This is a genomic window from Herbaspirillum sp. WGmk3 (assembly GCF_023952535.1).
Taxonomy (GTDB): Bacteria; Pseudomonadota; Gammaproteobacteria; order Burkholderiales; family Burkholderiaceae_D; genus Herbaspirillum; species Herbaspirillum huttiense.
Genome location: NZ_JAKYWT010000003.1, coordinates 715,495 through 728,466 on the forward strand (window position 1 = coordinate 715,495; position 12,972 = coordinate 728,466).

The 12,972-nt window shown below is 64.4% G+C and carries 8 protein-coding genes; 2 read left to right on the forward strand and 6 right to left on the reverse strand.

The annotated features are described in order from the left end of the window. Window positions 1–33: 33 nt before the first annotated feature. From MKD49_RS15205 to MKD49_RS15215, 3 genes are read right to left on the reverse strand one after another with little or no spacing between them, the layout of a single operon-like run. Window positions 34–1,536 (reverse strand): efflux transporter outer membrane subunit, encoded by a 1,503-nt coding sequence (locus tag MKD49_RS15205; protein WP_252696700.1) that lies wholly within the window; start codon window positions 1,534–1,536, stop codon window positions 34–36. Beyond that, a complete protein-coding gene (locus MKD49_RS15210; RefSeq protein ID WP_252696701.1) occupies window positions 1,536–4,691 on the reverse strand; it encodes an efflux RND transporter permease subunit in 3,156 nt (1,051 codons plus the stop codon). Before MKD49_RS15210 ends, MKD49_RS15205 begins: the two co-directional genes overlap by 1 nt. Window positions 4,692–4,702: 11 nt before the next feature. Then, complete coding sequence (locus tag MKD49_RS15215) at window positions 4,703–5,992, reverse strand: efflux RND transporter periplasmic adaptor subunit (protein ID WP_305882128.1); 1,290 nt, start codon at window positions 5,990–5,992, stop codon at window positions 4,703–4,705. A 226-nt stretch (window positions 5,993–6,218) separates the two neighbouring features. Here MKD49_RS15215 and MKD49_RS15220 point away from each other — a divergent pair, with 226 nt between their 5' ends. Together MKD49_RS15220 and MKD49_RS15225 are read left to right on the forward strand one after the other, a co-directional pair. Next, window positions 6,219–7,673: an ATP-binding protein gene (locus MKD49_RS15220; RefSeq protein WP_051057590.1), complete on the forward strand. Its 1,455-nt coding sequence runs from the start codon at window positions 6,219–6,221 to the stop codon at window positions 7,671–7,673. Then, a complete protein-coding gene (locus tag MKD49_RS15225; protein WP_121041173.1) occupies window positions 7,670–8,413 on the forward strand; it encodes a response regulator in 744 nt (247 codons plus the stop codon). The genes MKD49_RS15220 and MKD49_RS15225 overlap by 4 nt, the downstream gene beginning before the upstream one ends. Window positions 8,414–8,540: 127 nt before the next feature. Here the strand turns inward: MKD49_RS15225 and MKD49_RS15230 are convergent, their stop codons facing one another. The 3 genes from MKD49_RS15230 to MKD49_RS15240 form a co-directional block, all read right to left on the reverse strand. Then, window positions 8,541–10,091 (reverse strand): methyl-accepting chemotaxis protein, encoded by a 1,551-nt coding sequence (locus MKD49_RS15230; RefSeq protein ID WP_121041175.1) that lies wholly within the window; start codon window positions 10,089–10,091, stop codon window positions 8,541–8,543. A 179-nt stretch (window positions 10,092–10,270) separates the two neighbouring features. After that, window positions 10,271–11,749: an efflux transporter outer membrane subunit gene (locus tag MKD49_RS15235; RefSeq protein ID WP_252696702.1), complete on the reverse strand. Its 1,479-nt coding sequence runs from the start codon at window positions 11,747–11,749 to the stop codon at window positions 10,271–10,273. Next, window positions 11,746–12,969: an efflux RND transporter periplasmic adaptor subunit gene (locus MKD49_RS15240; protein ID WP_252696703.1), complete on the reverse strand. Its 1,224-nt coding sequence runs from the start codon at window positions 12,967–12,969 to the stop codon at window positions 11,746–11,748. Before MKD49_RS15240 ends, MKD49_RS15235 begins: the two co-directional genes overlap by 4 nt. Window positions 12,970–12,972: the final 3 nt, after the last annotated feature.

A 12,972-nucleotide genomic window follows, 5' to 3' on the forward strand; every position in this document is an offset into this window, starting at 1 on the left:
CAGCGGATCGGGCGCTGACGGCCGTCAGCTCGATCACGACGGACTGCGCTGCACAGCTGCCACAGGCTGCGCAGTGTCCTCATTCCAGCCCCCGCCCAGGACCTTGTAGAGCGTAATGCGATTGCTCTGCTCGGTCAGTCGCAGCGAGATCAGCGTCTGCTGTGCGGAGTACAGCGTACGCTGCGCCACCAGCGTGGTGAGATAGCTGTCGATGCCATTCTTGTAGCGTGCCTCGGACAAGCGGAAGGCCTTCTCGCTGGCCGCCGTGGCCCGGCCCTGTGCGTCCAGCCGCTGGTCCAGCGTGGCGCGCACGGCCAGTGCGTCGGCCACTTCACGGAAGGCGGTCTGGATCGCCTTCTCGTAATTCGCCACATCGATGTCGCGCGTGATCTTGGCCGAGTCCAGGCTGGCACGCAGGCTGCCCGCATTGAAGATGGGCAGGTTGATCGACGGCACGAAACTCCAGCTGCCACTGCCGGCCTTGAACAAGCCGCCCAGCGTGCGGCTGGCAGTACCACCGTCAGCGGTGAGCGAAATGCTGGGGAAGAAGGCCGCGCGCGCTGCTCCGATGTCGGCATTGGCGGACTTCAGGGTATGCTCCGCCGCCAGCACATCCGGGCGACGCAGCAATACTTGCGACGGCAAGCCGGCAGGCGTGGCAGGCAATACGCTGGCGGTATCCGGCAAGCCGGTGGGCAGCAGCGCCGCATCGATATCGGCCCCGACCAGCAGGCGCAGGGCATTGATGTCCTGCGCGACCTGGCTGGTGTAGCTGGCCACATCGGCGCGAGCCGCTTGCACCGTGGCTTCCTGGCTGGCCAGATCGACCCCGGAGACGGTGCCGATATCATGGCTGCGCTGGCTCAGTTCGAAGGTGCGCGACTGGCTGGCATAGGTGTCCTGCGCCAGCTTCAACAGCTCGCGGTCGGAGGCCAGCGTGAGCCACGCCGTGGCCACTTCGGCCACCAGGCTGATGTGCGTGCTGCGACGGGTCTCGACCTGATACTGATAGGTCTCCAGCGCCGCATCCGAGAGATTTTTCAGGCGACCGAAGAAATCGAGTTCGTAAGCGCTGATCCCTACCGTCACGCTCTGCTGCCGCGACACCGTGGCGCGGCCGCTGGTGGTCAGCTCAGACGGCGTGCGGCTGGCAGTACTGGTGCCGGTGGCGGAGATGGCCGGATAGCGATCGGCATCGGTGATGCGATATTGCGCACGCGCCTTCTCGATGTTCAACGCCGCCACCCGCAGGTCACGGTTGTTCTCCAGCGCAGCGGCGATCACCTGCTGCAGACGTGGATCGAGGAAGAATTCGCGCCAGCCGAGCTGGTCCGCATCAATCTCGCCAGCGGCCTTGCCGGCGTTGCTGCCGACCGGCTTGCCATCGACCTGCTGGGTCCAGCTGGCCGGCACCGGTGCCGCCGGCTGCGCGTAATCGGGCGCGAGATTGGCGCAGCCCGCCAGCGCTGCCGTGAGCGCCAGCACCATGGCCGTGCGGGTCCAGAGGATGGATGTCTGTTGTGCGGGCCGGGTCATCACACGCCCTCCTTTTGTGTCGCGTGATCGTCATCCTGGCGCGGCTTCTTCGCCGCGCGGCGATCCAGCCAGGTGCCGATCAGGTAGTAGAACAAGGGCACGAAGAAGATGCCCAGCAAAGTGGCCGAGAGCATGCCGCCCAGCACGCCCGTGCCGATGGCGCGGCGGCTGGCCGAGCCGGCGCCGCTGGCCACGGCGAGCGGCAGCACGCCGAACATGAAGGCCAGCGAGGTCATCAGGATCGGACGCAGGCGCAGCTGCACCGCTTCCAGCGTGGCATCCCGCAGGCTCTTGCCGGACTCGTGCAATTGCTTGGCGAATTCCACGATCAGGATCGCGTTCTTGGCCGACAGGCCCACCGTGGTCAACAGCCCCACCTGGAAATACACGTCATTGGACATCCCGAAAATCCCCGTCAGCAGCACGGTCCCGACGATGCCCAGCGGCACCGCCAGGATCACTGCGAAGGGTACCGACCAGCTCTCATACAAGGCCGCCAGGCAGAGGAACACGAAGAGGATGGAAATCGCATACAGCATCGGTGCCTGGTTGCCCGAGAGCCGCTCCTGATAGGACGAACCGGTCCACTCGAAACCGATGCCGGCCGGCAGTTGCGCCACCAGTTTTTCCACCTCGGCCATGGCCGTGCCCGAGCTCACGCCCGCGGCCGGTTCACCGACGATCTCGAAGGACGACACGCCGTTGTAGCGTTCCAGCAGGGAAGGTCCATAGGTCCACTTGCTGCTCATGAAGGCCGAGAACGGCACCATCTGGCTGGCCGAGTTGCGCACATACCAGCGGTTCAGGTCTTCGGCCTGCATGCGGAAGGCGGAATCGCCCTGCACATAGACCTTCTTGACGCGCCCGTTGCTGAGGAAGTCATTCACGTAGGTGCCGCCCATGGCAGTGGCCAATGTCGAGTTGATGTCGGAGGTCGCAATCGACAGCGCATCGGCCTTGCGGTCATCGATGGCCACACGCAATTGCGGCGTGTCATCGAGGCCGGTGGTGCGCACATTGGCCAGCAGCGCATTGCCGCGCGCCAGTTGCAGGAACTGGTCACGCGCCTTCAACAGCGCATCGTGGCCCACGCCGCCCACATCCTTCAATTCCAGGTCGAAGCCGGAACTCTGTCCCAGGCCGCGCACCGCAGGCGGATTCATCAGGAACACGCGCGCCCCGCGAATCTTGGACAAGTCCGCGTTGGCCAGGCGCACCAGCTCGGAAGCCGACTGCCCGGCACCGGTACGCTGGTCCCACTCCTTCAAGCGGATGAAGGCACGCGCACCGTTCTGGCTGTTGCCACCCACGCCGGCACCGACGATGGCCAGCACCGAATCGACCGACTCGGGCTTGTTCATGAAGTATTCCTGCACGGTCTTCACGACAGTAGCGGTCTGCTCGGCGGTCGCGCCCGTGGGCAGCTGGATCTGGGCCATCAGCACGCCCTGGTCTTCTTCCGGCAGGAAGGACGTGGGCAGGCGCATGAACAGCACCGCCATCGCCACGGCGATCAGCGCATACATCAGCAGGCCGCGCTTGCCCCGCTTGAGCAGGCCGCCGACACCGCCCTGGTAGCGGGTCGCGCTGCGGTCAAAGGTGCGGTTGAACCAGGTAAAGAATTTTCCTTGCTGCACGTGGCCGCTGGCATGCGGCTTGAGCAGCGTGGCGCACAGCGCCGGGGTCAGGGTCAGCGCCACCATCACCGACAAGGCCATGGCTGAGACGATGGTGATGGAGAACTGGCGATAGATCACGCCGGTCGATCCGCCAAAGAAGGCCATCGGGATGAACACCGCCGACAGCACCATGGCGATACCGACCAGCGCACCGGTGATTTCCTGCATGGACTTGCGGGTGGCTTCCTTGGGACTGAGCTTTTCTTCGCTCATCAGGCGCTCGACGTTTTCCACCACCACGATGGCATCGTCCACCAGCAAGCCGATGGCCAGCACCATCCCGAACATGGTCAGGGTGTTGATGGAATAGCCGAACATGGCCAGGATGCCGAAGGTCCCCAGCAGCACCACCGGCACCGTGATGGCCGGAATGAAGGTAGCGCGGATGTTCTGCAGGAACAGATACATGATCAGCACCACCAGCACGATGGCTTCGATCAGAGTCTTGACCACTTCTTCCAGCGACACGCGCACGAAAGGCGTGGTGTCGTAGGCGATATTGGTCTTGAGCTTCATGGAGGCCGGGAAGTAAGGCTCCAGCTCGGCCATCTTCTTCTTGACCGCGTCCGCCGTGGCCAGCGCATTGGCACCGGTGGCCAGCTGGATCGCCAGTGCCGACGACGGCTTTCCGTTCTGCTGCGAGGCCACCTGGTAGCTCTCGCCACCCAGCTCCACGCGGGCCACATCAGATAGTTTCACCACTGAACCATCGGCGGAAGACTTGACGATGATGTTGCGGAATTCATCCGGCGTAGTCAGCTTGCTGCGCGCCGTGATGGTGGCGTTGATCTGCTGACCCGGTTGCGCCGGCAGTGCGCCGATCTCGCCGGCCGACACTTCGGTGTTCTGCGCTTCGAGCGCACTGGTGACGTCGGATGGCATGAGCGCGTACTTCTGCAGCTTGGCCGGATCGATCCAGATGCGCATCGCGTAATTGGTGCCGAAGGCAGTCACGTCGCCCACGCCTTCCACGCGGCTGATCTGGTCGGTCAGCGTGCTGCTGATGAAGTCGCCGATGTCGATGCTGGTGATGCGCGGATCATCCGAGGTCAGCGACAGCACCATCAGGATATCGGTGGAGGCCTTGGTAACGGTCACGCCATTGTTCTGCACCGCCTGCGGCAGGCGCGCCGTGACCTGCTGCAGCTTGTTCTGCACCTGCATCTGGGCCACGTCCGGATTGGTCCCGGCGGTGAAGGTCAGCGCCACCGTGGCGCTGCCGGCCGAACTGGAGCTGGCCGACATGTATTGCAGGTTGTCCAGGCCCTTCATTTGCTGTTCGATGACCTGGGTCACCGAATCTTCCAGGGTCTTGGCCGAGGCACCGGTATAGGTGGCCTTGATGTTGACCTTGGGCGGCGCGATGTCCGGGTACTGCTCCAGCGACAGCGAGCGGATCGACATCATCCCGCCCAGCATGATGATGATGGCGATGACCCACGCGAAGATGGGCCGGTCGATAAAGAAACGTGCCATGTGCGCCTCGCTTACTTCGACTGGACGCTGGTGGCCGGGGCAGCGGAATCGCCCACCTTGTCGGCATCACCGCCCAGCGAGGGGTCGGCAGCCGCCGCAGCGGCTTCACGCGCCAGGTCCTTCTGCAAGCTGTCGGTGATGTCGATGGCACGCGGAGTGTCACCGGTACGCACCTTCTGCAAGCCATCGACGATGAGCTTGTCGCCCTGCTGCAACCCACGGCTGACCCACCAGTTGTTGCCCACGGCGCGTGCCACGGTCACCAGGCGCTGCTGGACCTTGCCGTCGGCCCCCAGCACCAGGGCCGTCGCCGCACCGGTCTGGTCGCGGCTGATGGCCTTCTGCGGCAACAGCAGCGCGTGGTCATCCACACCTTCTTCCAGCACCGCACGCACATATGCGCCGGGCAGCAGCACGCCATCCGGATTCGGGACCACCGCGCGCAGCGTGATCATGCCGGTGCCGGTATCGACCGACAGGCCCGTGAATTCGAGCTTGCCGGTGCGCTCATAGGTGGAGCCGTCTTCCAGCAGGATCTTGACCTGGGCGGCATTGTCGCCACTCTTCTTGATCTGGCCGCTGGCCAGTTCGCGGCGCAGGCGCAGCAGGTCCACGGTGGATTGCGTCACATCGACGTAGATCGGATCGATCTGTTGCACCGTGGTCAGTGCGGTGGTCTGGCTGGCCGTCACCAGCGCGCCGGGAGTGACGCTGGATTTCTCGATGCGGCCCGAGATGGGCGACAGGATCTTCGTGTATTGCAGGTTGATGGCTGCGGTCTGCACGGCGGCCTTCTGCACTTCCACGTCGGCCTGGTTCTGGCGCAGCGTACTCTGGGCGTCGTCATTGTCCTGCTTGGAGACGGCGTCGATCTTGTTCAGCTCGGCATAACGGTCGGCCTTCAGCTTGGAGGAGGCCAGCGTGGCCTGTGCCTTCAGCAGGGAAGCCTTGGCGCTGTCATAGGCCGCCTGGTAGCTGGCCGGATCGATCTGGTACAGCGGCTGGCCGGCCTTGACGTTACTGCCTTCCTTGAACAGGCGCTTCTGGATGATGCCGCCCACCTGCGGACGGATGTCGGCCGCCAGATAGGCCGTGGTACGGCCGGGCAACTCGGTGGTCAGCGCCTGGCGCTGGGCCTTGACGACCACATAGCCGACTTCGGACTGGGCCGCAGGCTTGGGCTGGTCGCCGGATTTGGAGCAGGCGCCAAGGACGGCCACCAGCATCAGCGACAGCACCAGGCGGGCTGCGGTGGAGGAACTGCGCCCCGGGCGGCGCGGGAGTGAGAGGTTTTCTTGCATGATCGGGTGGCTTTCTGCCCGTCCGCCAGCCGCCATGGGCGCGGGTTCCGGGCGCAATGAGCTATCGGACCTGCGATTATGGAAAACAAATGTGAGGGAAAAATGAGCAAGCGCGACGGCATGTCCGTCCTGCAACATCGCGCATGACATTGGCAACTCGTGCGCCACCGCCGGCCGGGTTCTTGATAAGCTCTGGCCTGATTCCACCGACCGCCTGCTGCATCCCATGTCCATCGCCCACTCGATCGCCGAGCTGACCGACCGCTTCTTCTATCGCGCCAACATTCGCCTCAAGCTCTTCTATGCGATGCTGGCCCTGATCGTGGCGGTGATTGCGGCCATCAATGGCGCGGGGCATTACATCTTCAATCGCGACTTCCTCGGCTATCTCAACGAGCAGGCCCAGCAGCGCATGGAAGACATGGTGCCGCGCCTGGAACAGGCTTATCGCGAGCACGGCAATTGGGAATTCCTGCGCGACAATCCGCGCGCCTGGTTCGAATTGATGAAGCCGGCCATCGTCGAACACAGCGGTGCGGTCCGCACTTCCGGCCCGACCTTCACCCCCTCCGACCTCACCGGCGCGACCCTGCGTTTCTCGCTGCTCGATGCGCGCCGCCAATTGGTGATCGGCTATCCGGATGTCGGTCCCGATGCGCGCCTGAGCCCGCTGATGCAGGATGACGTGATCGTCGGCTGGGTGGCGCAGACGCCCTTCGAGAGCGTGATCGGCTCCATCGACCTGCGGTTCCAGCAAAGCCAGTTCCTGGCGCAGATCATCATTGCGGTGGTGGCCGTGATGCTGGCGGCGTTCCTGGTGGTGCGTATCTCGGGTGTACTGACCCGTCCGTTGACGCGTGTAGCCCGCGCCACGCACCGCTTGGCGGGCGGCGATTATGCGATCCGGGTGGAAGTGGAATCGGGCGACGAAGTGGGCATGCTGGCACAGGACTTCAACCAGCTGGCGATGACGCTGGAGCGCAACGAGAAACTGCGGCGCGAATTCATGGCCGATGTCTCGCATGAATTGCGCACCCCCTTGGGCATCCTCAACGGCCAATTGGAAGCCCTGGAAGATGGCGTACTGCAGCCCGACGCGCAGACGCTACGCTCGCTCAAGAGCGAGGTGGAACATCTCAACAAGCTGGTCGGCGATCTCTACGATCTGTCACTGGCCGATGCCGGTGCCCTTACCTATCGCCGCACCGACATCGACCTGGCACCGCTGCTGCGCGACAGTGCGGCGATCTACGCCGAGCGTTTCAGCCAGCGCGGCATGACGCTGACCTGCAGTCTGCCTGCCACCATGCCGGTGCATGCCGATGCGGCGCGCCTGCAGCAACTGTTGAACAACCTGTTCGAAAACAGCTTGCGCTATACCGACAGCGGCGGCCGTCTGCAGGTGCATGCGCAACTGCTGCAACAGCACTGGCACCTGGTCTTCGATGACAGCGAACCGGGCGTGCCTCCTGACGTCATGGCGCGCCTGTTCGAGCGCTTTTTCCGGGTCGAGGCCTCGCGCAACCGCGCCAGCGGCGGTGCCGGGCTGGGCCTGGCGATCTGCCGCCGCATCGTCGATGCGCATCAGGGGACCATCGGTGCCACCGCCTCACCCCTGGGCGGACTACGGGTCTCGGTGGTGTTGCCGGCCCGCGCAGAAGATGAGGAAGACCGCGCATGAACGAATCCACGGACGATTTCCGCTTCGCGCCGCCCGAGCGGGCCGACATCCTCATCGTCGAGGATGAACCGAAGCTGGCTGAACTGCTGCAGAAATACCTGGCGGTGGCCGGCTATACCTCGCGCCATGTGGCACGCGGGGATGCGGCGCTGGATGCAGTCCGCGCACAGCGGCCGGACCTGATCCTGCTGGACATCATGTTGCCGGGGATGGATGGGTGGGAAATCTGCCGCCAGTTGCGCACCTTCTCGGACGTGCCGGTACTGATGCTGACGGCGCGCGCCGAGGAAGAAGACCGCCTGCGCGGACTGGAGCTGGGGGCCGATGACTACATCGGCAAGACCCCGTTTTCGCCACGCGAGATCGTGGCGCGGGTCAAGTCCATGCTCAGGCGCAATGCCTCGGTGCAGCGTTCAGTGCCAGCGGACACACAGCCGCAGAGCAGCTCGCCGCTGGTCATCGACGAGACCCGCCATCAAGCCAGCGTACGTGGCGAGCCGCTCAACCTGACGCCGCTGGAACTGCGCCTGCTCAAGACGTTCGCGGCCGCGCCGGGCCAGGTGTTTTCGCGGGAACAGCTGCTCAACCACCTGCACGATGATGACCGTTCTGTCACCGATCGCGCCATCGATACCCACATCAAGAACTTGCGCCGCAAGCTCGAACCCTGCTTCCCCGGACACAATGCCATCCAGGCGGTGTATGGCGTGGGTTATTGCTTCGCGTTGCCACCGGAATGAAAGACATCCTTCCATTCATTCCAGATTGGAATGAATGGAATATGTGGCATATATCGCATATATGGATGGCGTAACCGCAAATTACGTTGGGCAGAACCTGCTTGAAACACGCCCCGCCGAACCAGCCTCAACGCTGGATCTTGAACACACTCACCACCTGTGACAAGCGCCCCGCCTGATCCTGCAAGGACTGCGCGGCGGCGGCGGCTTCTTCGACCAGCGCCGCATTCTGCTGGGTCACTTCATCCATCTGGGTGATGGCGCGATTGATCTCCTCGATGCCGGTGCTCTGCTCGCTGCTGGCTGCGCTGATCTCGGCCACGACATCGGTGACGCGCTTGACGCTGGCCACCACCTCGCTCATGGTGGCACCCGCGCGTTCGACCAGCTGGCTGCCTGCACCGACCTTCTGCACCGAGTCGTCGATGAGCTGCTTGATCTCCTTGGCGGCAGAAGCCGAACGCTGTGCCAGCGAACGCACTTCGGAAGCCACCACCGCAAAGCCGCGTCCCTGCTCACCGGCACGCGCCGCTTCCACGGCCGCATTCAAGGCGAGAATGTTGGTCTGGAAGGCGATGCCGTCAATCACCGTGATGATGTCGGCAATGCGGTTCGAGCTTTCGGTGATGCCTTCCATGGTCTGCACCACCTGGCCCACCACTTCGCCGCCCTGGCTGGCCACGTCGGAGGCCGATGCAGCGAGCTGGTTGGCCTGGCGGGCATTGTCGGCGTTCTGCTTGACGGTGGCCGTCAGTTCTTCCATGGCCGAGGCGGTTTCTTCCAGTGAACCAGCCTGCTCTTCGGTGCGCGAGGACAGGTCGAGGTTGCCGGTCGCGATTTCCTGCGAGGCCGTGGTGATGGCATCGGTGCCGTAGCGCACTTCGCTGACGATCTTGTTCAGGCTGTCGTTCATGGCGCGCAAGGAATGCATCAGCATGCCGGTTTCATCCTTGCTGTCGGAACGGATGTCCACCGTCAGGTCGCCCTGCGCCACGCGCTCGGCCACGCTCACCGCCTCATTGAGCGGACGCGAGACCGCACGTGCCACCGCCAGCGCCAGCCCGAAAGCGATCACCACGATGGCGGCCAGCAGGCCGATGATCCAGGCGCGCGCCGAGTTGAAGACATCGCTGGCGGTCTGGTCCGAACGCATGCTGCCGGCGTCGTTGATCTTGATGATCTCGTCCATGCTTTCCAGCATGCTGCGGAAGGTCTTGTTGGAATCGCCCTTGAAGATCGCGCGCGCTTCCTCTTCCTTGCCGGCACCGGAAATCTCGGCGAGCTTCTTGTCGATCTCCAGATAGGTGGCGAAGCTCTTGGAGAACTTCTCGTAGGCGAGCTTCTCTTCTGCTTCCGAAATCTGGGCTTCGTAGGTGGCACGCTGTTTGGCCAGGATATCCAGGCGCGACTTGATGGCCTTGAGCGCATCTTCACGCTCGGCGGGGGTGGCCGCCGTGATCATCTGCAATTCGGAAATGCGCATGCGCGGCAGTGAAGCCTGGATCGACTGCGCCGCCTTGATCGTGGGCAGCCAGTTGGTGGCCATGTCGGTGGAGGCCTGGTTCACCGCCTTCAATTCGCGGATCGCGAAGATGCCCAGGATGACCGTCAGGATGATGACGGCCGCAAAGGAAAGAATGAGCTTCTTGGCGATCTTCAGATTGTTGAACCAGTTCATGTCTGCCTCGTTATTTCGCTTGTGATGGATTTCACCAGCGATTCTAGGCAGCTCAGGAAGCGGCCATAACGCTAATTACACGGGCGTTTACGGGGTAATTGCCCGCTTCCTTCCTGAAGCTGACAAGCGCGACAGGAAGTGTGCCAACTATCGTGCAAACTGGTCAGGCCACCTGATCACTACTTCTCCGCAGACGATAATGTTTTCGATTGCACAAGAGGCGTTTCCTCGCGGCGGACATGCCAGTCTCCACCCAGGGCCTTGATCAGGAACACCGACACCAGCAGCCGCTGTCCCATCAACTGCGCCGCCTGGCGTTCGCTGTTGAGCAGGGCCTGCTGGGCGGTGATGACATCCAGATAAGGCGTGGCGCCGCCCTCGTAACGGCTGGTGGCGATGTCCAGCACGCGGCGGGCACTGGCAATGGCCGATTGCGATTGCCGCCAGGCGCGGTCCAGTGAAGCGATACCGGTGATGCCATCTTCCACTTCCTGCATCGCGGTCAGCACGGTGCGGCGATAGGTCGCCACGGTGGCGTTGTAGCCGGCCTGGGTGAAGTCCACCCCCGCGCGCAAGCGGCCGGCATCGAACAAACTTTGCGAGGCCGACACCCCCAGTGACCACAGCACGCTGGGTGCGTTGAAGAGCGTGGCCCAGTTGCGGCTGTCCACGCCATAACCGGGCTGCAGCATGAAGCTGGGATAGAAGGCCGCGCTGGCCACGCCGATCTGCGCATTGGCTGCGGCCATGGAACGTTCGGCGGCGGCCACATCGGGGCGGCGCTCCAGCACGTCCGACGGGATGCCCAGCGGAATCTCCGGCAGCGCGATGGGCGCCAGCGAAGGAGACAGGCTGAAGGCCGGTGCCGGGGTGCCGGTCAGCGTGGCGATGGCGTGCTCGTATTGCGCCCGCTGCCGGCCCAGCAGATCCACCTGGGTCAGCGTGTTGTCCAGCAAGGCTTGCTGCTGGGCCACGTCCAGCCCCGAGGTGGCGCCCAGGTCGTGGCGCGCGGTGGCCAGTTCCAGCGCCTTGCGCTGCAGTTCGATGGCACGCCGGACCACGTCCAGCTCGATGTCCAGCTCGCGCAGGTTGAAGTAATTGCTGGCCAGTTCTGCCGTCAGCAGCAGGCGGGTGTTTTCCAGATCTGCCGCCGATTGCTGGGCCGAGGCCGTGGCCGCTTCCACCGAACGGCGTACGCGCCCGAAGAAATCGAGTTCGTAACTGACATTCAAACCCAGCGCGAAATCGTTTTGTACGGTCGCGAAGTTGGGCGAGTTGTAGTTGGTCAGCGGCCGGTTGGCCGAGATGCGGGCGCGCGCCGCACGTGTATTGATGCCGACCTGCGGGGCTTGCGCCGCGCCTGCCACATCCAGCTGCGCACGCGCCTGCGCCAGCCGCGCCGTGGCGATGGCCAGCGTCTGGTTGCCGGCCAGGGCCTGCTGCTGCAGGGCGTTCAGTTGCGCATCGTTGAAGCGCTCCCACCAGGGCCCGCGCGGGGCGGCGTCCTGCGGCTGCATGGCGCGCCACGGCGCTTCCGGGGTCCAGGCGGCGGGCATGTCGACCTGCGGCCGCACGTAGTCGGGACCGCTGGCGCAGGCGGCCAGCAACACGGCGGCGGCCAAGGCGATAGCGATGCTGTGGCGGCGCGGCAGGCTCATGAGGCGGCCTTCTTGTCGGCGGCCTTGTCCTTGGGCTGCTCCAGTGTGGGCTCGACCTGATCACCTTCAGCCAGCGAATCGGAAGGATTGAGGATCAGCTTTTCATCGCCCTTCAAGCCCTCCAGCACTTCTACCGTCAGGCCGAAATTGCGGCCCAGCCTGACCTTCTTCAGGCGCACCTTGTTCTGTTCATCCACCGCCGCCACCAGCGAGCCATCCCGCCGGAACATGAGCGTATCGGCCGCCACCAGCAGCGTGCCGCTGGGCTTCAACGGCAGCTCCACCTGCACGAAGGCACCGGGCAGCAGCGCGTTGTCGGCATTGGAGAGCGTGACCTCGATCTGCATCGAGCGCGTGGCCGCATCGATGGAGCCGGCCGTGCGTGCGACTTTGCCCTCGAACTTGCGTCCGCGCAGTTCGGACTGGGTCACCGTCACCTGCTGGCCCGGCTTGACCAGGTTGGCATAGGCCTGCGGCACGTTGACGTAGACCCGCAACGGATCGGTCTGCGACAGCACGAACAGCGCGCGGCCCGCGCCCGGATCGATCAGGTCGCCCACATCCACGTTGCGGCGCGTGATGATGCCCGAGAACGGCGCCACGATACGTTTGAAACCTTCCACCTGGCGCAGCCGCTCGACGTTGGCGTCGGCCGCCGCCAGGTTGGAACTGGCCTGGGCAAAGGCGCTGCGGCGTTCATCGAGTTCCTGCTGGGAGACCGCGTCCTTCTTGCGCAGGGCTTCCCAGCGCGCCATCGAACTCCGGGCCAGCTCCATGCTGGAGGCGGCCTGCTGGCGCGCGGCCAGCGCTTGCGACAGTTGCTGGTCGATTTCCGGGGTATCGAGTTCGGCCAGCAGTTCGCCCCTCTTCACTTCCGATCCGATGTCCTTGGTCCAGCGCTTGAGATAGCCGCCCGATCGGGCCGAGATGGGTGACTGCACGAAGCCCTGCAGGCTGCCCGGCAAGGCCAGCGTCTGGCCCTCGGCGCTGCTGCGGGCCGGTGCCACCCGCACGAAGATCTTGGCGCGTTCAGCGGTGCCGGCCTCCAGTGCACGGGCGTTGGCGGCGCGGCTCACGAGGGTGCGCGCAGCACCGGCGGCCAGCAATACCAGCACCACGACCAGCACCAGCCGGGCGCGCTTCATCATCTGCTGGCGCTGTTGCGGCTCGCCCTCGCCCAGAGGGTGGATGCCGAGTTCGGAATGACGGTCATGCGACATGGT

Coding starts and splice junctions, on each gene's coding strand:
- MKD49_RS15205 (WP_252696700.1), bottom strand. CDS start 1,536: ATGACCCGGCCCGCACAACAGACATCCATCCTCTGGACCCGCACGGCC.
- MKD49_RS15210 (WP_252696701.1), bottom strand. CDS start 4,691: ATGGCACGTTTCTTTATCGACCGGCCCATCTTCGCGTGGGTCATCGCC.
- MKD49_RS15215 (WP_305882128.1), bottom strand. CDS start 5,992: ATGCAAGAAAACCTCTCACTCCCGCGCCGCCCGGGGCGCAGTTCCTCC.
- MKD49_RS15220 (WP_051057590.1), top strand. CDS start 6,219: ATGTCCATCGCCCACTCGATCGCCGAGCTGACCGACCGCTTCTTCTAT.
- MKD49_RS15225 (WP_121041173.1), top strand. CDS start 7,670: ATGAACGAATCCACGGACGATTTCCGCTTCGCGCCGCCCGAGCGGGCC.
- MKD49_RS15230 (WP_121041175.1), bottom strand. CDS start 10,091: ATGAACTGGTTCAACAATCTGAAGATCGCCAAGAAGCTCATTCTTTCC.
- MKD49_RS15235 (WP_252696702.1), bottom strand. CDS start 11,749: ATGAGCCTGCCGCGCCGCCACAGCATCGCTATCGCCTTGGCCGCCGCC.
- MKD49_RS15240 (WP_252696703.1), bottom strand. CDS start 12,969: ATGTCGCATGACCGTCATTCCGAACTCGGCATCCACCCTCTGGGCGAG.